A 24,318-nucleotide genomic window follows, 5' to 3' on the forward strand; every position below is an offset into this window, starting at 1 on the left:
CTCGTTGTCGGAGGTCACGCCCCGAACTCCTTGTCGATCAGGTCGAACAGCTCGTCGGCGGACGCGGCCGCGACTTCGTCGTCCAACTGCGGTTCTTCGGGGGCGGTGCCGGTCCACCAGTCGAGGAGGCTCTGCAGCCGTTCGGTGATCTGCTCGCGCCCCTCGTAGCCTTCGGGCAGCGAAGCGAGCGAACTGCGCAGGTCGTCGACCATGCCGTTCGCCGACGGGGCCGGCGGCGCGATCGCTTCGAGCAGGTAGCCCGCCAGCTCGGCGACCGTCGGGTAGTCGAACACCAGCGTCGCGGGCAGCCGCTTCCCGGCGACCGCGCCGAGCCGGTTGCGCAGCTCGACCGCGGTGAGCGAGTCGAAGCCCAGCTCGCTGAACGCCTTCCCGGGGTCGATGTCCACTGTGGACGCGTGCCCGAGGACGGCGGCGACCTGGCCGGCCACCAGGTCCACCACCAGGTCTTCGCGGTCCCCGACCGGCGTCGCGGCCAGCCGCTCGGCGAGGCCCACCGGCTCGGCCTTCGCGACGGACGCGACCGCCCGCCGCGCCGGGGCGCTGACCAGCCCGCGGAACAGCGGGGCCACCGCGCCCGAGGACGCCAGCGCGGCCGGGTCGACCCGCATCGGCACGACGGCCGCCTCGCCGGACGCCACACCCGCGTCGAGCAGGGCGAGGCCGAGCTCGGCGGACAGCGGCAGCAGCCCGGCGCGGGCCATCCGGCCCAGGTCCGTCTCGGTCAGGCCGCTGGTCATGCCGACGGCGGCCGACCACGGGCCCCACGCCAGGGCCACCGCGGGCAGCCCGAGGGCGTGCCGGTGGGTGGCGAAGGCGTCCACGAACGCGTTGGCGGCCGCGTAGTTCGCCTGTCCCGCGCCGCCGAACAGCCCGGCGGCGCCGGAGAACAGCACGAACGCGGTGAGGTCGGCGTGGCGGGTCAGCTCGTCGAGGTGCACCGCGGCATCGACCTTCGGCCGCAGCACCTTGTCGAGGCGGGCCGCGTCCAGCGAGCCGACGACGCCGTCGTCGAGCACCCCGGCGGTGTGCATGACCGCCCGCAGCGGGTGCTCGTCGGAGATGCCGTCGAGCAACGCGGCCAGTGCGTCGCGGTCGGCCGCGTCGCACGCCGCCACCGTGACGGTCGCACCCAGCCCGGTCAGCTCGTCCCGCAGCTGCTCGGCGCCCTCGGCCGCGAGGCCGCGACGGCTGGTGAGCAGCAGGTGCCGCGCGCCGTGCTCGGTGACCAGGTGGCGGGCCAGCAGCCCGCCGAGGCCGCCGGTGCCGCCGGTGATCAGGACCGTGCCTTGCGCGTCGAGCGGTGCGGGCACGGTCAGCACGACCTTGCCGACGTGCTTGGCCTGCTGGAGGTGCTTGAACGCCGCGGGGGCGCGGTGGACGTCCCAGGCGGTGACCGGGATCGGCCGCAGCACGCCGCGGCCGAGCAGGCCGAGGACCTCCCGCAGCATCTCGGCGATGCGGTCGGGCCCGGCCTCGATGAGGTCGAACGCCTGGTAGGCGACGCCCGGGTGGGCTCCCGCAACCTCGGCGGGGTTCCGGACGTCGGTCTTGCCCATCTCCAGGAACCGGCCGCCCCGCGGCAGCAACCGCAACGACGCGTCCACGAACTCCCCGGCCAGCGAATCCAGCACGACGTCGACGCCGCGACCCTCGGTGGCCGCGAGGAACCGGTCCTCGAAGTCCAGGGTCCGCGAGGAGGCGATCCGGTCGTCGGCGAGGCCGTGCTCGCGCAGCGCGTCCCACTTACCGGCGCCCGCGGTGCCGAACACGTCGGCGCCGAGGTGCTTCGCGAGCTGGACCGCGGCCATGCCGACGCCGCCGGCGGCCGCGTGGACCAGCACGGTCTCTCCCGCCTGCACGCGGCCGAGGTCGACCAGCGCGTAGTAGGCGGTCAGGAACACGATCGGCACGGACGCCGCCTCGGCGAACGACCAGCCGTCCGGGACGCGGGCGACGAGCCGCTGGTCGGCGACGGCCAGGGGCCCGAACGCGCCGGGGAACATGCCGAGCACCCGGTCGCCCACGGCCAGCCCGGTGACGCCGGGGCCGACCTCGGTGACCACGCCCGCGCCTTCCAGGCCCATCGCCCCGGCCTCGCCGGGGTACATGCCGAGGGCGTTGAGGACGTCACGGAAGTTGACGCCCGCCGCGCGGACGGCGATCCGCACGTGGCCGTCCGGCAGCGGTCCGGCGACCTCGGGGCACGGCAGCAGGGTGAGGTTCTCCAGGGTGCCCTTGTCGACGATGTCGAGCCGCCAGTGCCCGTCCTTCGGCGCGCTGAGCACGCCTCCGGCCGCTTCGGCGCGCACCAGCCGGGCCGCGTGCGGTTCGCCGTCGCGAAGGGACACCTGCGGTTCGCCGGTGGTGAGCGCGGCCGGGACCGCGCCGTAGGACGCTTCCTTGCCGTCGACGTCCACCAGCAGGAACCGGTCCGGGTTCTCGGCCTGGGCCGAGCGGACCAGGCCCCAGACGGCGGCGTTGGCCAGGTCGGTCACCTCGCCGCGGTGGGCCACCGCGCCGGAGGTGACGAACACGAGCTTCGCACCTTCCAGGGCTTCTTCGGCCAGCCAGCGCTGCACGGTGGTGAGCGCGAGCCCGGTGGCCGCGCGCACCGAACCCGGCAGGTCCGCCGCGCGGGCCGGGGCGAGCGGCGCGAAGACCACCTCGGGCGGTGTTCCGCTTTCGGCGAGCAGCGCATCGATGTCCACATAGGACTTCAGGGGGCCGGACGTGCCGAGCTGGACGCCGAGCTTGTGCTGGTCCGGACCGAGCACGGCCCAGGACCCGGTGTCCGGTTCGGACCCGGTGTCGAGGGGGATCCAATCCACCTGGAACAGCGAGTCACGCAGCCCGCTGGGCTCGGTCGTCAGCTGGTCCGCGGACACCTGGCGCATGGCAAGGGAATCCACCGTCGCGACCGGGTGCCCGGCGGCGTCGGCGATGGTCAGCGCGAGTGCGTCCGCTCCGGCCAGGCTGAGCTTGACGCGCAGGGCGTCGGCGCCGGACGCGTGCAGGGTGACCCCCGCCCACGAGAACGGGAGCCTGCTCTGCCCGGACCCGGCCAGCGGCAGGTAGAGCAGCGCTTGCAGGGCCGCGTCGAGCAGGGCCGGGTGGAGGCCGAAGCGGCGCGCGTCGTCGCGGGCCGAATCGGGCAGGGCGATCTCGGCGAACACGTCGTCGCCTTGCCGCCAGGCCGCGGTCAGGCCGCGGAAGGCGTCCCCGTAGGCGAACCCGCCCGCCGCGTAGGTTTCGTAGAAGTCTTCCACGGCAAGGGGTTCCGCCTTCGCGGGCGGCCACTCGGACAGCGCTTCGCCCGGGTTCCCGGCTTCGACGGCGAGCAGGCCCGTGGCGTGCAGGACCCACTCCTCGGTGCCTTCGACCCGCGAGTGCGCGGTGAAGGCCCGCGTCCCGTCTTCGCCGGGGGTCCCGACCGAGCACTGCAGCTGGACGCCGCCGCGCGCGGGCAGCACCAGCGGCGCGGCCAGGGTCAGCTCCTCCACGCGGGCGCAGCCGGCCTGGTCCGCGGCGCGGACGGCCAGCTCCAGGAACGCGGTGCCCGGCAGCAGGACCTGGCCCATGACCTCGTGCCCGGCCAGCCACGGGTGCGTCGACAGGGCGAGCCGGCTGGTGAACAGCAGCTCGTCGGCTCCGGCCACGGAGACCGCCGCGCCGAGGAGCGGGTGGTCGACCGCGGTGAGCCCGGCGGCGGCCACGTCGCCCAGCGGCATGCCGGACAGGTGCGGCCAGAACCGCTGGTACTGGAACGCGTACGTCGGCAGGTCGATCCGGCGCGCGGCCGTCCCGGCGAACACCGCCGTCCAATCAGGACTTTGCCCGTGGACGTGCAGCTCGCCGACCGCGGCCAGCGCGGTGACCCGCTCGTCGCGGCCCTTGCGCAAGGTCGGGATCGTCACCGCCGCATCGACCATCGGAGTGAGGACGGCGTCCGGGCCGATCTCGACGAACCGGTTGACGCCCAGCCCGTGCAGGGTCGTGACGGCGTCGGCGAACCGCACCGCCGCGCGCACCTGGCCGACCCAGTACTCCGGCGTCACCGGAGACGTGACCGTGCCGGTCACCGTGGAGACGATCGGCAGGCTCGGCTCGGCGTAGGTGATCTGCTCGGCCACCTTCGCGAACTCGCCCAGCATCGGGTCCATCAACGGTGAGTGGAACGCGTGCGACACGGTGAGCCGCTTGGTCTTGCGGCCCAGCGCGGTGAAGTGTTCCTCGATTCCGTCGAGATCGTCGCCGGAGACCACGATCGACGTCGGCCCGTTGATCGCGGCGATGCTCACCGTGTCCGTGAGCAACGGCGTGACCTCGTCTTCGGTGGCCGACACGGCCAGCATCCCGCCGCCGCGCGGCAGGGCCTGCATCAGCCGTCCGCGCGCCGCGACCAGCCGGCACGCATCCGCCAGGGAGAACACTCCGGCGACGTGCGCGGCGGCCAGCTCGCCGATCGAATGGCCGGCCAGGTACTCCGGCCGCACGCCCCACGACTCCAGCAGACGGAACAGCGCCACCTCGACCGCGAACAGCGCGGGCTGGGTGTAGCCGGTCTCGTTCAGCAGGTCTTCGTCGCCGAAGACGACGTCCCGCAACGGCCGGTCCAGCTCGGTGTCGAAGTGCGCGCACACCGCGTCGAACGCCTCGGCGTACACCGGGCGCGCGTCGTACAGTTCGCGGCCCATGCCGAGCCGCTGCGCGCCCTGACCGGTGAACAGGAACCCGATCCGGCCCTCACTCGTGGTGCCGGGGAGGGGTCCGTCGACGAGGTCGCGCAGGCCCTGCAGCAGTTCGTCGGTCTCGGTGCCGATCACCACCGCACGGTGCTCGAACGCCGAGCGACCGGTGGCCAGGGACCAGCCGACGTCGGCCGGCCGTTCGTTGGTGAGGTGTTCGGCCAGCTGGGCCGCCTGCGCCCGCAGCGCGGCTTCCGACCGTCCCGAAAGGACCCACGGCACCGGCCCGGACCACGTCGGTTCCGCCACCGGGGACTCTTCGGGAGCCTGCTCGACGATCACGTGGGCGTTGGTGCCGCTCACGCCGAACGACGAGATCCCGGCGCGGCGCGGGTGCCCGTTCGGCGCCCACGCGACGGCGTCGGACAGCAACCGCACGTCGCCGGTGCTCCAGTCCACATGGGACGACGGAGTATCCGCGTGCAGTGTCTTCGGCAGCAGGTCGTGGCGCAGCGACAGGACCATCTTCATGATCCCGGCCGCACCGGCGGCGGCCTGCGTGTGCCCGATGTTGGACTTCACCGAGCCGAGCCACAGCGGCCGGTCGCGGTCCTGCCCGTAGGTCGCGAGGACGGCCTGCGCCTCGATCGGGTCGCCCAGCACCGTGCCGGTGCCGTGTGCCTCGACAGCGTCCACTTCGGACGCCGCCAGTCCAGCATCGGCGAGTGCGGCGCGGATGACTCGCTGCTGCGAAGGGCCGTTCGGGGCGGTCAGGCCGTTCGACGCGCCGTCCTGGTTGACCGCGCTGCCGCGGACCAGCGCGAGCACGGGGTGCCCGTTGCGGCGTGCGTCGGACAGCCGTTCGAGGAGCACCATCCCGGCGCCCTCGCCCCAGCCGGTGCCGTCGGCGTCGTCGGAGAACGCCTTGCAGCGGCCGTCGAGCGCGAGGCCGCGCTGGCGGCTGAACTGGATGAACCCGGAGGGCGTCGACATGATCGTGACGCCGCCGGCCAGTGCGAGGGAACACTCGCCCGACCGCAGCGCCCGCGCGGCGAGGTGCACCGCGACCAGCGAGGACGAGCAGGCCGTGTCGACCGTGACGGCCGGGCCTTCCAGGCCGAGCGCGTAGGAGATCCGGCCGGACACCACGGATCCCGCGTTGCCGGTCATGGTGTAGCCCTCGACGCCTTCGTCGTCGCCGAGCGCGAGCAGCGGGGTGTAGTCCTGCCCGTTCGAACCGGCGAAGACGCCGACCGGGCCGCCGCGCAGCGACGCCGCGTCGATCCCGGCGCGTTCGATGGCCTCCCAGGCCGTCTCGAGCAGCAGGCGCTGCTGCGGGTCCATGGCCAGGGCTTCGCGCGGGTTGATGCCGAAGAACGCGGCGTCGAACCGGCTGGCGCCGTCGAGGAACCCGCCGCGGCGGGTGTAGGACGTGCCCTGGTGGTCGGGGTCCGGGTCGTAGAGCGCGTCGAGGTCCCAGCCGCGGTCGTCGGGGAAGTCGGTGATCGCGTCCGCGCCGCCGGAGAGCAGCGCCCACAGGTCCTCCGGCGAGCGCACGCCGCCGGGGAACCGGCACGCCATCGAGACGATGGCGATCGGGTCGTCCTCGACGGTCCTCGGCGTGACGTCCACTGTGGACGTCGTCTCGGCCGGTTCGCCCAGCTCGCCCTTGAGGTGCGTGACCAGGGCGGTCGTGGTCGGGTAGTCGAAGATCAGCGTCGCGGGCAGCTTGAGCCCGGTGGCGGCGGACAGCCGGTTGCGCAGGTCGACCGCGGTCAGCGAGTCGAACCCGAGGTCGGTGAACGCGCGGTTCGGCTCGACGTCGGCCGGCCCGGCGTAGCCGAGCACCCCGGCGACCTGGGTGCGGACGAACTCGAGCACGTCCCGCTCGCTCAGCCCGACGGCCTGAGTGGTCTCCCCCGCGGCTTCGATCGCCTGCCGCGCCTCGGGGATGCCGAGCAGCAGCGGGCTCGGCCGGACGGCGGTGAACGACGGCACGTACCGCGCCCAGTCGACGCCCGCCACGGTCAGCGTGGTCTCGCCGTGGTCGAGGGCCTGCTGCAGCGCCGAGATCGCCAGCTCCGGGTCGAGCGCGTGGATCCCACCGAGGCGCTGCCGTTCGGCGACGGCGGTGGCGTCGGCCATGCCGGTGTCGGCCCACGGGCCCCAGGAGATCGACGTCGCGGCCAGGCCGAGCGAGCGCCGGTGGTCGGCGAGCGCGTCGAGGTAGGCGTTGGCGGCGGCGTAGTTGCCCTGGCCGGGCCCGCCCCAGACACCCGCGGTGGACGCGAAGGAGACGAACGCCGACAGGTCGAGGTCGCGGGTCAGCTCGTGCAGGTGGAACGCGGCGAGCGCCTTGGGCTTGAGCACCCCGGCCAGCCGCTCCGGGGTGAGCGAGGACAGCACGCCGTCGTCGAGGACACCGGCGGCGTGGACGATCGCGTTCGGCGGGTACTCGGCGATGACCGCGGCCAGCGCGTCACGGTTGCCGACGTCGCAGGCCACGACGGTCGCCTGGGCACCGAGTCCGGCGAGTTCTTCGCACAGCTCGGTCGCGCCCGGGGCCTCGGCACCGCGACGGCTGGTCAGCACCAGCCGCTCGGCACCGCGGCCGGCCAGCCAGCGCGCGACCTTCGCGCCCAGGCCACCGGTACCGCCGGTGATCAGCACGGTGCCTTCCGGCGTCCATTCGCCGGGCGCTGGTGCCGAGCCGAGCGGAGACCGCAGGAGCCGGCGAGCGAAGACACCGGACGCGCGGACGGCGACCTGGTCTTCGTCCCCGGTGAGCGCGGCGACCACGCGGGCGAACGCGCGTTCGTCGAGGTCGGCGGGCAGGTCGAGCAGGCCACCCCAGCGGCCGGGGTGTTCGAGCGCGGCGACGCGGCCGAGACCCCACACCGGCGCCTGGGCCGGGTTGCGGAGCGCGTCGGCCTTGCCGGTCGACACGGCACCGCGGGTGAACGTCCACAAGGGAGCGTCGAGGTCGTTGAGGGCTTGGATCAGCGTGAGGGTGTCGACGAGCCCGCGGTAGGACTCGTCGGTACCCAGCAGGGACAGGATCCCGGCCGGTTCGACGTCCCCGATCCGCTCGGCGAGAACGGCGCGGTCGATGCCGACCTCGGCTTCGACGGTGACGATCTCGGCACCGAAGCGCTCCAGCGGCAACGGGGTCTCGTCGTCCGGACGGCGCACGACCAGCCAGGTGCCGTCGAGGCGCGGCGAGGCGTCGACGGTGACCGGCTGCCAGCCGACCCGGTAGCGCCAGTTGTCCACTGTGGATTCTTCGCGACGCTGCCTGCGGTAGGCGGCCAGAGCGGGCAGCAGACCTTCGACGGCCCCCGCGTCGAGTCCGAGCGTCTTCGCCAGCTCACCGGCGTCGTCGCGTTCGACGGCCGTCCAGAACCCGGCGTCGGCGGCGTCGGAGGCCGCGGCGACGTCGCCCGGGCCGGGCAGCGTCGGCCAGTAGCGCTGCCGCTGGAACGGGTAGGTCGGCAGGTCCACAATGGATCCGGTCAGCGCGAAGTCCACGTCGACGCCGCGCGCCCACAGCTCGCCGGCCGAGGTGAGGAAACGGGCGAGGCCACCCTCGTCGCGGCGCAGCGAGCCGGTGACGACGGCGTCGTCGAGGGTCCCGGCGATCGCGGTGCCCAGCACGGGGTGCGCGCTGGACTCGACGAACACGCCGAAGCCCTGCTCGCCGAGCGCCACGGTGGCGGGCGCGAAGAGGACGCGCTGCCGCAGGTTGCGGTACCAGTAGGCGGCGGTCAGCTCGGTGGTGTCGAGCCAGTCGCCGGTGACGGTCGAGTAGAACGGGATCCGGGCTTCGCGCGGCGAGACCGGGGCCAGCACCTCCAGCAGTTCGGCTTCGATCGCCTCGACGTACTGGGAGTGCGACGCGTAGTCGACCGCGACCTTGCGGGCCCGGACACCGTCGGCCGTGTAGCGGGCCACCAGCGCGTCGACCTCGTCCGGGTCGCCGGAGACGGTCACCGCGGCGGTGCCGTTCAGCGCAGCGATCGACACGCCGGGCGGCAGCTCGACGTCCTCGGCCGGCAGCGCCACCGACGCCATCGCACCGCGTCCGGCCAGCGACGCCCGGATCACCTTGCTCCGCAACGCGACAACGCGCGCACCGTCCTCAAGCGACAGTCCGCCGGAAACGCAGGCGGCGGCGATCTCGCCCTGGGAGTGCCCGATCACGGCGTCCGGCCGGACGCCGTAGGACTCCCACAGCGCGGCGAGCGACACCATGACGGCCCAGCAGGCCGGCTGCACGACGTCGACCCGATGCAGCATCTCGGCGTCGCCCAGGACGTCGGCGAGCTGCCAGTCCACGAAGGGTTCGAGCGCGGTGGCGCATTCGGCCAGGCGGTCGGCGAACACCGGCGTGGCTCCGGCGAGTTCGAGCGCCATCCCGACCCACTGCGAGCCCTGGCCGGGGAAGACGAACACGGTCTTGCCGGGCGTCCCGGCAACCCCGCGCACGGCGGGATCGGTCAGGCCGGCCAGCAGCGCGTCGCGATCCGCGCCGACGACGACCGCCCGGTGCTCGAACGCCGAGCGCGTGGTGGCCAGCGACACCGCGACATCGGCGAATCCGGACTCCACTGTGGACAGCAGTTCGGCTTGCCGCCGCAGCGCATCCGGCGTGCGGCCGGACAGCAGCCACGGCACCGCGGCCGGAGTCTCGTGCTCCTCCGTGGTGGTTTCCCCGGCCTGCTCCAGGATCACGTGCGCGTTCGTGCCGCTCATCCCGAACGACGAGACTCCCGCGCGGCGTGGGCCCTCGGAGAGCCACGGCCGGGTCTCGGTGAGCAGGCTGACGTCGCCCGCGTCCCAGTCGACGTGCGGCGACGGGACTTCGGCGTGCAGCGTCTTCGGGAGCAGGCCGTGCCGGATGGCCTGGACCATCTTGATCACGCCGCCGACGCCGGAGGCCGCCTGCGCGTGCCCGACGTTCGACTTGAACGAGCCCAGGTACACCGGCCGGTCCGCGGGCCGCTCGCGGCCGTAGGTGGCGATGATGGCCTGCGCCTCGATCGGGTCGCCCAGCTTGGTGCCGGTGCCGTGCGCCTCGACGACGTCCACATCGGACGGCGTCAGCCGCGCGTTGGCCAGCGCCCGCCGGATCACCCGCTGCTGCGACGGCCCGTTCGGGGCGGTGAGGCCGTTCGACGCGCCGTCGGAGTTGATCGCGGAGCCCTTGATCACCGCGAGCACGCGGTGGCCGTTGCGCTCGGCGTCGGAAAGCCTTTCCAGCAGCAGCATTCCGGCGCCCTCGGCCCAGCTCGCGCCGTCGGCGTCGGCCGAGAAGGGCTTGCTGCGCCCGTCCGCGGCCAGCGCCCGCTGGCGGCTGAACTCCACGAGCGAGACCGGCGTGGACATGACGGTCACGCCGCCGGCGAGGGCGAGGGTGCAGTCGCTCTCGCGCAGGGACTGGCAGGCCCAGTGGATCGCCACCAGCGACGACGAGCACGCGGTGTCGATCGAGACCGCGGGCCCTTCGAGGCCGAAGGTGTAGGCGACGCGGCCCGACAGCACGCTCGGGGAGTTGCCGGTGCCGAGGAAGCCTTCGAAGCTGTCAGTCGCGGCGCCGAGGAGGCCGCCGTAGTCCTGGTAGGTGATGCCGGCGAAGACGCCGGTGCGGCTGCCGCGCAGCGTGGCCGGGTCGATCCCGGCGCGTTCCATCGACTCCCAGGAGACTTCCAGCAGCAGGCGGTGCTGCGGGTCCATCGAGACGGCCTCACGCGGGCTGATCCCGAAGAAGCCGGGGTCGAACGCGCTCGCGTCGTGCAGGAACCCGCCCTCGCGGGCGTAGCAGGTGCCCGGCGCGTCGGGGTCGGTGTCGTAGAGCGCCTCGAGGTCCCAACCGCGGTCGGTGGGGAACGGCGAAATCGCGTCGCCGCCCTCGGCGACCAGCCGCCAGAGGTCGTCGGGGTCGGCGATGCCGCCGGGGTAGCGGCAGGCCATGCCGACGATCGCGATCGGTTCGTCGACCGCCCGGGTGACGGCCTCTTCCGCAACGTCTTCCTCGCCGAACAGCTCGGCGTGCAGCGCCTTCGCCAGCGCGACCGGGGTCGGGTGGTCGAAGACGGAGGTCGCGGGCAGGCGCAGGCCGGTCGCGGTGGTGAGCGCGTTGCGCAGCTGGACGGCGGTCAGCGAGTCGACGCCCAGTTCCTTGAACGCCCGGTCGGCGCCGACCGCCTCGGGCCCGGAGTGGCCGAGCACGAGCGCGGCTTCGGTGCGGACGATGTCCAGGAGTGCCCGGTGCCGGTCGGTTTCGGGCAGGCGGGCGAGCTTCTGGTGCAGCGCGTTGCCCGCGTCGGCCACCTGGGCGACCACGCGGCGGGCCTTGACCTTCGCCGGGGCCTTCTCGACGGTGCGCAGCGCGCCCCTCGTCCCCAGCAGGTCGAACGTCTCACCGGGGCGGCAGGCGAGCGCACTGCGCGCGACGGCTTCGAGCACCGCGGTCTGCGCCGCGACCAGGCCGTCGCCGCCCGCGGCGGTCAGGACCACGAGGTCGACGTCCAGCTCGGCGAGGTTGAAGGCGATGTCCGCACGGTCGCGCAGATCGGCCGGGCCCTCGGCGAGTCCGATGTGGACGGCGGTGGTGACGTCCGGGAGGTCGCGGAGAGCCCGCGCGAGTTCGTACCGGTCGGCGGGGTCGCAGGAGATGACTTCGGCACCCGGCTGGGGCTCGCCCCCGAGCACGACGAGCCGCTGGACGCTTCGGTCCTCGAGGAGGTGCCGCGCGACGGCGGCGCCCAGTTCGCCGGACGCGCCGGTGAGCAGGACGGTCCCCTCGGGCTTCCAGGCATCCGGCGTGACGGAGGTGGTCCGCGGCTCGTAGGCGACGCCCTCGCGGATCGCGAGCCGATCGGCGCCCGGCTCGACGGCGGCGCCATCGACGAGGGCGAACCGCCCGGGGTGCTCGGCCAGCACGGGCTCGACCGCACCCCACACGGCGGCTTCCACGACATCGGGGAGTTCGCCGTCGGTCACGGCGACCGCGCCCCGGGTGACGAAGACGAGCCGTGAAGCGGCGAACCGCGGGTCGGCGAGCCAGGATTTGGTGAGAGCGAGGGCCCGCTGCGCCGAAGCCCAGACGGCCCAGGTGAGGTCCTCGGTGTCGTCGGGACGGCAGGAGGCGAAGACAAGTTCGGGAACGTCACCGGCGGCGGCCAGCTCGGCGAACTCCTGGTAGGTGGGCAGGTCGCCGAGCCCGAGCCCGGAGAGATCCCCGAGCCCGGCGGCCCGCGAGAGGTCGAGCCCCGACTCGGCGGCGCGCGAGCGGTCCAGCCGTTCCCCTGCGGCCGGCCGTGAGCGCGAACCCTGCTCCCCGCTCACGACCCACTCCACGCGGTGGTGCGTGGTCACGACCGCGCGGGTCATCGGGCGCAGGACCACCGACTCGGCCACCGCCACGACCTGGCCCGACGCGTCCGCCAGCGTCACCTGCACCGCGCTGCCCGCCGTCCGCAGGCGCACCCGCAGCTCGGTCGCGCCGGTCGCGTGCAGGCTCACGCCCGACCACGAGAACGGCAGCAGCCCCTCCCCCGGCAAATCGGCAAAGGCCAGCGCGTGCAACGCCGCGTCCAGCAACGCCGGGTGCAGTCCCCAACCCTCCGCGGACGTCCCCGCCGGCAACGCGACCTCGGCGAACACCTCGTCCCCGACCCGGTACGCCGCCCGGAGGCCCTGGAACGTCGGCCCGTAGGCGAACCCGGCCGCCGCGCGCTGGGCGTAGAAGTCCTCGACCGGCAGTGCGCCGGCCGGCGGCCACTCGGTCAAGTCGTCCGAAGTGGACAATCCGGTGGAGAGGAAGCCGGTCGCGTGCCGGACCCAGTCCTCGGCGCGGGTGTAGATGCCGAACGCGCGCCGTCCGGCGCCGTCCGGAGCTTCGACGCGGACCTGCACCGGCACGCCGCCGCGCTCGGGCAGCACCAGCGGGGCCTCCATGACCAGCTCTTCGACCTGCTCGCAGCCGGCTTCGTCGGCCGCCCGCAGCGCCAGCTCCACGAACCCCGCCCCGGGGAACAGGGTCTCGCCGTCGACGCGGTGCTCGGCCAGCCACGGCGAAGCGTCGGCCGACAGGAGCCCGGTGAGCAGGACGCCGTCCGCACCCGCCAGCTCCACGGCCGCGGAAAGCAGGCCGTGCCCGGCGCCGGACTGCCCGAGCGACGCGGGGTCGCCGTCGACGTCCGGGACCTCCAGCCAATACCGCTCACGCTGGAACGCGTAAGTGGGCAGCTCGACCCGCACGCCGTCGTGCAGCACCTCGGCCCACCCGACGCCGCCGCCGTCGACCTGTAGCGACGCGAGCGCGGACAGCAGCGTCCGGGCCTCGGGACGGTCGGCGCGCAGCACCGGCACCGCGACCACATCGTCCAGGCTTTCGGCGACCATCGCGGAAAGGACACCCGCCGGGCCCAGTTCGAGGAACCGGGTCACGCCGCGCCCGGCCAGCGTGCGGACGCCGTCGGCGAACCGGACGGTGGCGCGGACCTGCCGGACCCAGTACTCCGGGTCGCCCAGCTCGGCCGCCGACGCGAGCGCGCCGGTGACGTTCGACAGCACCGGCACCGTGGGCTCGTGGTAGGTCAGCCCCGCCGCGACCGCGCGGAACCCGGCGAGCATGCCGTCCATCCGGGCCGAGTGGAACGCGTGGCTCACCCGCAGCCGCCGGGTCTTCTCGAACCCCGCGGCGACCGCCAGCACGGCGTCTTCGTCACCGGAGAGCACGACCGACGACGGCCCGTTGACCGCCGCCAGCGATACGCCGTCGGTCAGCAACGGCGTGACCTCGTCCTCGGTGGCCGCGACGGCCACCATCGCCCCGCCCTCGGGCAGCGCCTGCATGAGACGCGCGCGGGCGCCGACGAGCGTGCACGCGTCTTCGAGGGACAGCACCCCCGCGACGTGCGCGGCGGCCAGTTCGCCGATGGAGTGCCCGCCGACGAAGTCCGGGCGCACGCCCCAGTCTTCGAGGAGCCGGTACAGCGCCACCTCGACCGCGAACAGCGCGGGCTGGGTGTATTCGGTCCGGTCCAGCAGCTCGCCGTGCTCGATGACGCCGAGCAGCGGCCGGTCCAGCTTGCCGTCGAAGTGCGCGCACACCGCGTCGAACGCCGAAGCGAACGCCGGGAACTCGCGGTACAGCTCGCGGCCCATGCCGATCCGCTGCGCGCCCTGGCCGGTGAAGAGGAACGCCGTGCGGCCAGGCGCGGCCGTCCCCAGCACCACCGCGGCGGACTTGGTTCCCTCCGCCAGTGCGGCGAGCCCGGTCCGCAGTTCGGCATCGTCCCCGGCCAGCACGACGGCCCGGTGCTCGAACGCCGAGCGCGTCGTCGCCAGGGACCAGGCCAGGTCGGCCGGGTCGGCAGCCGTGTCGAGCAGCCCTGCGGCCTGCGCCCGCAGTGCCGTCTCCGACCGGCCGGACAGCGCCAGCGGGACGAGCCCGGTGCGCCGCGGCCGCGGCAGCTCGGGTGCGGTCGCGGGCGCCTCTTCGACGATGACGTGTGCATTCGTACCGCTGACGCCGAACGCGGAGATCCCGGCGCGGCGGGGACGATCGTCGGCCGGCCACGGCATCGCTTCGGTCAGCAGCGAGACGCTGCCCGTTGTCCAGTCCACTTCGGACGAAGGCGTCGACGCGTGCAGCGTCTTCGGGAGCAGTCCGCCTTGGAGCGCGAGCACCATCTTGATCACCCCGGCGACCCCGGCCGCGGCCTGGGTGTGCCCGAGGTTGGACTTCAGCGAGCCGAGCCACAGCGGGCGCTCGCGGTCGCGGCCGTAGGTGGCCAGCAGGGCGTGCGCCTCGATCGGGTCGCCGAGCCGGGTGCCGGTGCCGTGGCCCTCGACGGCGTCCACTTCGGACGCTTCGAGCCCGGCGTCGGCGAGCGCGGCGCGGATCACCCGCTGCTGGGACGGGCCGTTCGGCGCGGTCAGGCCGTTCGACGCGCCGTCGGAGTTCACCGCGGTGCCGCGCACCACGGCGAGCACGGTGTGCCCGAGCCGCTGGGCGTCGGACAGCCGTTCCAGCACGAGCATGCCGACGCCTTCGGACCAGCCGGTGCCGTCGGCGCCGTCAGCGAACGCCTTGCAGCGGCCGTCCGGCGCGAGGCCGCGCTGCCGGCTGAACTCGACGAACGCGGCCGGGTTGGCCATCACCGCGACGCCGCCGGCCAGCGCCAGCGAGCACTCGCCCGAGCGCAGGGACCGGGCGGCGAGGTGCAGCGCGACCAGCGACGACGAGCACGCCGTGTCCAGCGTGACGGCCGGGCCTTCGACGCCGAGGTGGTAGGCGATCCGTCCGGAAAGGACACTGCCGGCGTTGCCGGTGAGCAGGTGCCCGCCGAGGCCTTCGGGTGCCTCGCGCAGACCGGCGGCGTAGCCCGAGACGCCCGCGCCGACGAACACGCCGGACGCGCTCCCGGCCAGGGACCGCGGGTCGATGCCCGCTCGTTCCAGGGCCTCCCAGGAGCTTTCGAGCAGCAGCCGCTGCTGCGGGTCGGTGGCCAGCGCCTCGCGCGGGCTCATCTCGAAGAACGCGGCGTCGAACTCGCCGGCGCCGGTCAGGAACCCGCCGTCGCGGGAGTAGCTCTTGCCCGCGGCGTCGGGGTCGGGGTCGTAGAGGCCTTCGACGTCCCAGCCGCGGTCCTCGGGCCACGACGAGATGGCGTCGCCGCCGTCGGCCAGCAGCCGCCACAGCTCTTCCGGCGACGTGATCCCGCCGGGCAGGCGGCAGCTCATGCCGACGATCGCGATCGGCTCGTCGGCGTCCTCGAGACGCTGCGCCGGGACGACGGCGTCTTCGGTGCCGAACAGCTCACCGGCCAGGAAGCCCGCGAGCACGGTGGTCGTCGGGTGGTCGAAGACGAGCGTCGACGGCAGCTTCAGCCCGGTGACCGCGCTCAGGCGGTTGCGCAGCTCGACGGCGGTCAGCGAGTCGAAGCCCAGGTCGCGGAAGGGCCGGTCCACCGCGACGGACGCCGGGTCGGCGTGCCCGAGGGCGGCGGCGGCTTCGCGCTGGACGAGGTCCGGGAGTTCGTCGGCGGACAGCTCCCGGCGCCGGGTCTCCTCGACCGGGACGTCGAGCGCGGCGCGGACCTCGGGCAGGTCGCCGAGCAGCGCGCTCGGGCGGACCGAGGTGAAGCCGGGAGCGAACCGCGCCCAGTCGACGTCGGCGACGGTCACGGTGGTGTCGCCGGAGTCGAGGGCCTGCCGCAGCGCGGTGATCGCCAGCTGCGGGTCCAGGGGCCGGAGGCCGCGGCGGCGCAGGTGGTCCTCCGCGCCCTCGTCGGCCAGCATGCCGCCGCCCGCCCACGGGCCCCAGGCCACCGACGTCGCGGCCAGCCCGGCCGCGCGGCGGCGGCGGGCGAGGCCGTCGAGGTAGGCGTTCGCGGCCGCGTAGGCACTCTGGCCGCCGCTGCCCCAGACGCCCGCGATGGACGAGAACAGCACGAACGCGTCGAGCTCGCGGTCGCCGAGGACGGCGTCCAGGTTCTCGGCGCCGGCGAGCTTGGCGGCGGTGAACCCGGCGAACTCGGCCACGCCGAGCCCGGACAGGGGCGCGGACTGGGCGACCCCGGCGGCGTGCACGACGGCCCGCAGCCCGTCGAGGCCGCCGACCAGCGCGGCGACGGCGGCTCGGTCGGTGACGTCGCAGGCCGCGACGGTCACGGTGACGCCGAGCGCGGTCAGTTCGTCGCGCAGTTCCGGAGCGCCGGCGGCATCGAGGCCCCGGCGGCTGGTCAGCACGAGGTGCTCGGCTCCGGTGCGGGCCAGCCAGCGGGCGACCTCGGCGCCGAGCGCCCCGGTCCCGCCGGTGATCAGCACGGTGCCGCGCGGCCGCCACGAGGAGCCGCCGGCGGGAGCGGGAGCGCGTTCGAGGCGCGCGGCGAAGACGGCGGAGTCGCGGACGGCGACCTGGTCTTCGGTTCCGCCGAGCACGCTCGCCAGCCGGGCGACCGCGCGCTCGTCGAGGTCGGCGGGCAGGTCGACCAGGCCGCCCCAGCGGCCGGCGTGTTCGACAGCGGCGGTGCGGCCGAAGCCCCAGAGTGCGGCCTGCGTCGCGCTGCGGACCGCGTCGGCGCGGCCGACCGAGACCGCGCCCGAAGTGGCCACCCACAACGGGGTGGCGTCGCCGAGCGACTGCAGGAGCTCCAGGGTCGCGGCGAGGCCGGTCGTGATCTCCGGGGCGTCCGGCGCGGGGCGCTCGTCGAGGGCGAGCAGCGACAGCACGCCGGCGAACTCACCGTCGATGCCGGGCAGGTCACCGAGGCGCACGGGGCGGCAGTCGATCCCCGCGGTCAGCGCGGCCAGGACGTGCGGCTCGACGCCGTGCTCCGGGAGCACCAGCAGCCAGCTGCCCGGCGTTCCTTCCGACGCTGCCAGCGGACGCCAGTTCACGGCGTATCGCCAGTTGTCCACAGTAGACAGAGCGGCGCGGTTCCCGTGCCACCGCGCGAGCAGCGGCAGCGCGGTCTCGAGGCCGGACAGCTCGGCTTCGGCGACGTCCAGGGTCGAGGCCAGGGCGGACAGGTCCGTGGTTTCGACCGCGGCCCAGAACTCGCCGTCCACGACGTTCGCCGGAGTGGCGACGGCCTCGGGCGTGCGCGGCCAGAACCGCTCACGCTGGAAGGGATAAGTCGGCAGCACGACGAACGACGCGGGCCGCAGCACCGCGGACCAATCCGGCGTGTGCCCGGAGACGTGGAGGTGGGCCAGCGCGGCGAGCAGCGTCCGCTCCTCGGGCCGGTCCTTCCGCAGCGTCGCCGTCGCGGGCAGCGTCTCCTGGGCGAGTGCGGCGAGCACGCCGTCCGGGCCCAGCTCGACGGACCCGGTGACGCCCAGCCCGCTCAGCGTGCCGACGGCGTCGGCGAACCGGACCGGCTCGCGGACCTGGCGCACCCAGTACACCGGGGTCAGGATCTCGTCTCCGGCCAGGCGTCCGGACACTGTGGACACCACAGGGATCTTCGGTGTGTGGAAGGTCAAGCCGTCGGCGACGGCCGCGAACGCGTCCAGCATCGGGTCCATCAGCGCGGAGTGGAACGCGTGCGACACCGTCAGCCGCCGCACCTTCCGGCCCAGCCCGGCGAAGTGCTCCTCGACCGCGGTGACCGCGTCGACGTCGCCGGACACGACCGTCGCTTGAGGACCGTTGATGGCCGCGAACCCCGCGCCGTCACCCAGCACGGCGGCGACCTCGTCTTCGGTGGCCTGCACCGCGAGCATCGCGCCGCCCGTGGGCAGCGCCTGCATCAGGCTCGCGCGTGCCGCGACGAGCGTGCAAGCGTCCTCGAGGGACAGCACGCCTGCGACGTGCGCCGCGGCCAGCTCGCCGATCGAGTGCCCGGCCACGTAGTCCGGCCGGACGCCCCACGACTCCAGCAGCCGGAACAACGCGACCTCGACCGCGAACAACGCGGGCTGGGTGTACCCGGTCTCGTCCAGCAGCGCGGCATCCCCGAAGACGACCTCGCGCAGCGGGCGGTCCAGCGAAGAGTCCACCAGTGCGCAGACCGCGTCGAACGCGTCCGCGAACACCGGGAACCGGTCGTACAGCTCCGCGCCCATCCCGGCGCGCTGCGAACCCTGGCCCGTGAACAGGAACGCCGTCTTCCCGCCGTTCTGCTTGCCGAGTACCAGATTCGCGGCCGGCGCGCCGGCCGCGAGGGCTTCCAGGCCGGTCGCCAGCTCGGTGAAGTCCGCGCCGAGCACGACGGCCCGGTGCTCGAACGCGGCACGTCCGGCCAGGCCTGCGGCCACGGCCGTGACGTCGGTGGCCCGCAGCCGCAGCAGGTCGCGGGCGGCGTCGCGCAGGGCAGCCTCGGACCGTCCCGAGAGGACCCACGGCACGAGCCCGTCCGAAGCGGCCGGGGTTTCGGCCGCGGGGACGCCTTCGAGGATGACGTGCGCGTTCGTGCCGCTGACACCGAAGGAGGAGACTCCCGCGCGGCGCGGCCGGTCTTCCGACGGCCAGTCGCGAGCCTCGGTCAGCAGCGCCACCGCGCCGCTGTCCCAGTCGATGTGCTGCGACGGCTGGTCGACGTGCAGCGTCTTCGGCAGCAGGCCGTGGCCCAGAGAGAGGACCATCTTGATGATCCCGGCGACGCCCGCGGCCGCCTGCGTGTGCCCGATGTTGGACTTCAGCGAACCCAGCCACAACGGCTGTTCGCGGTCCCGGCCGTAGGTGGCCAGCAGTGCCTGGGCCTCGATCGGGTCGCCCAGCGTCGTCCCGGTCCCGTGCGCCTCGACAGCGTCCACATCGGACGGCGTCAGGCCCGCGTTCGCCAGCGCCGCCCGGATCACCCGCTGCTGCGAAGGACCGTTCGGGGCAGTGAGCCCGTTGGACGCGCCGTCCTGGTTCACCGCGGAGCCGCGCACCAGCGCCAGCACCGGGTGCCCATTGCGGCGCGCGTCGGACAGCCGCTCGACGAGGATGAGGCCGACACCTTCGCCCCAGCCCGTGCCGTCCGCGCCGTCCGCGAACGCCTTGCACCGGCCGTCTTCGGCGAGCCCGCCCTGCTTGCTGAACTCCAGGAACGCACCCGGCGTCGTCATCACGGTCACGCCGCCGACCAGCGCCATCGACGATTCGCCCGAGCGCAGCGACTGCGCGGCCCAGTGCAGCGCCACCAGCGACGACGAGCACGCGGTGTCGACCGTGACGGCAGGACCTTCCAGGCCCAGCACGTAGGAGATCCGGCCGGAGACGACCGACCCGGCGTTGCCGGTCCCGGCGTGCCCGTCCGAGCTGCCTTCGCCGGACTCGCGCAGCAGCGCCGCGTAGTCCTGGCCGTTCGTTCCGATGTAGACACCGACCTGGGCGCCGCGCAGCGACGACGGATCGATGCCCGCGCGCTCGAACGTCTCCCACGAGGTCTCCAGCAGCAGCCGCTGCTGCGGGTCCATGGCGAGAGCCTCGCGCGGCGAGATCCCGAAGAAGCCGGCGTCGAAGTCGGCCACGCCGTCGAGGAAACCGCCGTGGCGCGTGTAGCTGGTGCCCTCGTGGTCGCGGTCCGGGTGGTAGAGGTCGGCCAGCGGCCAGCCGCGGTCCTCGGGGAAGGTGCCGACGGCGTCGCGGCCACCGGCCAGGAGGTCCCACAGGTCTTCGGGCGACCGCACGCCGCCGGGCAGGCGGCAGGCCATCGACACGATGGCGAGCGGCTCGTCGTCGACGGCCGTGGCGGAGCCCGTGACGACCGGCGTCGCGACGGATCCGGCCAGTTCCTCGCGCAAGTACGTGGCGACGGCGGCCGGGGTCGGGTAGTCGAACACCAGCGTCGCGGGCAGCGCGCGCCCGGTCGCGGCGCCGAGGCCGTTGCGTAGCTCGACGGCGGTCAGCGAGTCGACGCCGAGGTCCTTGAATGCCCGCTCGGGCTCGACCGCGTCAGGCCCGGGGTAGGCGAGCACAGCGGCGGCCTGCGTGCGGACGACGTCGAGCAGGAGGGCCTGCTGGTCCTCAGTGGACAGTCCGGTCAGCCGCGCGACCAGTGATTCTTCTTCGGGGACGTGCATCGCGTCCCGCGCCTCGGGCAGGTCGCCGAGCAGCGGGCTGGGCCGGGTGGTGGTGAACCCGGGCACGAACTTCGCCCAGTCGACGTCGGCGACGATCGGGTTGGCCGCCCCGCTGCCGATCGCGCGGCGCAGGGCGGCGACGGCCAGGCGCGGCGCCATCGGCGGCACGCCACCCCGGCGCATCCGGTCGGCGACCAGGTCGTCGGCCGCCATGCCGCTGCCGCCCCACGGGCCCCAGGCCACGGAGGTGGCGGGCAGCCCGGCGGCGCGGCGTTGCTCGGCCAGGGCGTCGAGCCCGGCGTTGGCGGCGGCGTAGGCGGCCTGCCCGACCGCGCCGAGGCTGCCCGCGAACGACGAGAACAGCACGAACGCGGACAGGGTGTGATCGCGGGTCAGCTCGTCGAGGTGCCGGGCGGCGTCGAGCTTGGGCCGGAAAACGGTGGTCAGCTGCTCGGCGGTGACGCCGTCCAGCACGGCGTCGTCGAGGACCCCGGCGGTGTGGATGACGGCGTCGAGGTCGGGCAGTTCACGGAGAAGGCCGGCCACGGCGTCGCGGTCGGCGACGTCGCAAGCCGCGACGGTGACCCGGGTGCCGAGCGCGGTCAGCTCGTCCCGCAGCGCGGTCGCGCCCGGGGCGTCGAGACCGCGGCGGCCGGCCAGGACGAGGTGCTCGGCCCCGGCTTCGGCGAGCGTGCGGGCGACGACCGCGCCCAGCGCGCCGGTGCCGCCGGTGATCAGCACGGTTCCGGCGGGCGACCACGGCTCGGCGGCCGGGCCGGTGGTCCGCTGGAACCGCCGCGCGAAGACGCCGGACGCGCGCACGGCCACCTGGTCCTCGGCCGAGGACAGGACGGCCGCCAGCCGGTCGAGGGCGCGGTCGTCCAGTTCGGCGGGCAGGTCGACCAGACCGCCCCAGCGCTGCGGGTACTCCAGCGCGGCGACCCGGCCGAGGCCCCACAGCGGAGCCTGGCCGGGCGCGGTCAGCGGGTCGGACTGCCCGGTGGAGACGGCACCCCGCGTGGCGACCCAGACGGGGGCGGCCGCGGTGCGGATCAGCTCGATGGTGCGCAGCAGGGCCTCGGTGTCCCAGGCCAGCAGGGAAAGCACACCGTCCACATCGGAGTGCTCGGCCAGCCGATCGAGCGTGACGGGGACGAACCCGCGGTTCACCAGCGCGTCGAGCACCGGCGACGAGAAGTCTTCCGGGACGACTGCCAGCCAGGTCCCGGAGAGCGGCTTCTGCGCCGGGGAAACCGGAGCCCAGCCGATCCCGTACCGCCAAGCGTCCACAGTGGACTTTTCCTGACGCTTCGCACGGTAAGCGGAGAGCGCGGGCAGCAGGTCGCCGACCGCCCCCTCGGGCAGGTCCAGCACCTCGGCGAGGGACCCGGTGTCGACGGCGGACCAGAACTCGTCGTCCCCGGTTCCGGCGGGGGCCGAGGGCTCCAGCCAGTAGCGCTGCCGCTGGAAGCGGTACGTGGGCAGGTCGACGCGGCGACCGCCGCCCAGGACGGCCGCCCAGTCGGGTCCGTGGCCGGACACGTGCATCCGGGCCAGCCCGGTCAGCGCGGAAGGCGTCTCGGGACGGTCCCGGCGCAGGAGCGCGGCCACGGCCGAGCCGTCGGGCAGGCAGTCCTGGGCGAGTGCGGCCAGCGCGCCGTCGGGACCCAGTTCGAGGAAGCCGGTCACGCCGGCCTCGGCCAGCCAGCCGATGCCGTCGGCGAATCGCACGGCCTCACGGACGTGCGAAACCCAGTAGTCCGGCGAAGTCAGCCGGTCGGCGAGGGTGCCGGTGACGTTGGAGACGACCGCGATCTTCGGCGGGTTGAACGTGAGCCCGTCGAGGACCTGGCGGAACTCGGCGAGCATCCCGTCCATGCGGGCGGAGTGGAACGCGTGCGAGACGTCGAGGCGCTTGGTCTTGCGGCCCAACCCGGCGAACCGCTCGGCGGCGGCCAGCACGACGTCCTCGTCACCCGACAGGACCAGCGAATCCGGACCGTTGACGGCGGCGATCGAGACCCCGTCGACCTCGTCCTCGGTCGCCTGCACGGCGACCATCGCGCCGCCGGTCGGCAGCGCCTGCATCAGCCGGCCGCGGGCGGCGACCAGCGTGCACGCGTCGGCCAGCGAAAGTACCCCGGCCAGGTGCGCGGCGACCAGCTCGCCGATGGAGTGGCCCAGCAGGTAGTCCGGCCGGTAGCCCCAGGACTCGGCCAGCCGGTACAGCGCGACCTCGACCGCGAACAGCGCGGGCTGGGTGTACGCGGTCTCGTCGAGACGCTCACCCGAAGCGATCACCGTCCGCAGTGGACGGTCGAGGTGGCGGTCGAACTCCGCGCACACCTCGTCGAAGGCGGCGGCGAACACCGGGAACCGCGCGGCCAGTTCACTGCCCATCCCGGCGCGCTGGGCACCCTGGCCGGTGAAGAGGAACGCCAGCTTGCCCGGCCGGATCGTGCCGCGCACCAAGCCCGGCGCGACGCCGTCCGCGGCGAGGGCGTCGAGGCCGCGCAGCAGCTCGTCCCGGCTGTCGGCGAGGACGACGGCGCGGTCGTCCAGGGCCGCCCGGCCGGTGCCCAGCGACCAGGCGAGGTCGGCCAGGTCTTCCTTCTCCGCAACCGACCGGAGGCTCACGACCTGCTCACGCAGGGCGGCCGCGCCACGCGCGGAGACCAGGAACGGCCACGGCCCGGTCGAAGCCGGGACCTCTTCGGTCTCTTCGGCCGCGGGCGGTTCGGAGAGCAGGACGTGCGCGTTGGTGCCGCTGACGCCGAACGCGGACACGCCGGCGCGACGGGGCGCGTCGCGCTCCGGCCAGGGCATCGCTTCGCCGAGCAGCTCGACCGACCCGGCCGTCCAGTCCACGTGGGACGACGGCTCGTCCAGGTGCAGGGTGTGCGGCAGGTGCCCGTTCCGCAGGGCCAGGACCATCTTGATCACGCCGGCCGCGCCGGAAGCGGCCTGGGTGTGCCCGATGTTGGACTTCACCGCGCCGACCCGCAGCGGCCGGTCCGCCGGGCGGTTCTGCCCGTAGGTGGCCAGCAGCGCCTGGGCTTCGATCGGGTCGCCGAGCGTGGTGCCGGTGCCGTGCGCCTCTACGACGTCGACGTCGGCGGGCGAGAGCCCGGCGGACGCCAGGGCCGCGCGGATCACCCGCTGCTGGGACGGACCGTTGGGCGCGGTCAGGCCGTTGGACGCGCCGTCGGAGTTGACGGCCGAGCCCTCGATGACGGCAAGCACCGGGTGGTTGCGACGGCGCGCGTCCGACAGGCGCTCGAGCAGCAGCAGGCCGACACCTTCGCCCCAGCCGGTGCCGTCGGCGGCCTCGGCGAACGGCTTGCAGCGGCCGTCGCCGGACAGGCCGCCCTGGCGGGCGAACTCGAGGAAGACGGCCGGGGTCGACATGATCGTGGCGCCACCGGCCAGCGCGAGGGAGCACTCCCGCTTGCGCAGCGCCTGGCAGGCGAGGTGCAGCGCGACCAGCGCCGACGAGCACGCCGTGTCGACGGTGACCGCGGGCCCTTCCAGGCCGTAGCTGTAGGCGAGCCGTCCGGACAGGACGCTGCCCGCGTTGCCGGTGAGCAGGTGCCCGGCGACCTCGCCGGTCTCACTGCCCAGGCCGTACCCGGACGGCGTCGAGCCGACGAAGACGCCCGCGGACGTCCCGGCCAGCGAACCCGGGTCGATCCCGGCGCGTTCGAAGACCTCCCAGGACACTTCGAGCAGCAACCGCTGCTGCGGGTCGGTGGCCAGGGCCTCACGCGGGCTGATGCCGAAGAACGCCGGGTCGAACGTCGTGGCGGTGTCGATGAACCCACCGGTGCGCGCGTAGTCGCCGTCGCTGACGTCCCAGCCGCGGTCGGCCGGGAACCCGGACATCGCGTCGGTCCCGTCGGAGACCAGGTCCCAAAGATCCTCCGGGGACGTCACGCCGCCGGGGAACCGGCAGCCCATCGCGACGATGGCGATGGGCTCCCGCTCCCCCGCCTCCAGCTCCTGGAGGCGTTGCCGGGTCTCGGCGAGGTCGGTCGTGACCCACTTCAGGTAGTCCCGGAGCTTGTCTTCGTTCACCAGCGCCCTCGCC

The 24,318-nt window shown here is 74.3% G+C and carries 1 protein-coding gene; it reads right to left on the reverse strand.

Annotation, left to right across the window (positions count from 1 at the left end; all coding sequences use genetic code 11):
- Positions 1–14 precede the first annotated feature (14 nt).
- Positions 15–24,305, reverse strand: a complete 24,291-nt coding sequence (locus QSK39_RS26515) for a type I polyketide synthase (RefSeq protein ID WP_502873309.1) — start codon at positions 24,303–24,305, stop codon at positions 15–17.
- Positions 24,306–24,318 lie beyond the last annotated feature (13 nt).

Origin of the sequence: Amycolatopsis sp. NBRC 101858 (assembly GCF_030269325.1) — a bacterium.
GTDB lineage: Bacteria > Actinomycetota > Actinomycetes > Mycobacteriales > Pseudonocardiaceae > Amycolatopsis > Amycolatopsis ponsaeliensis.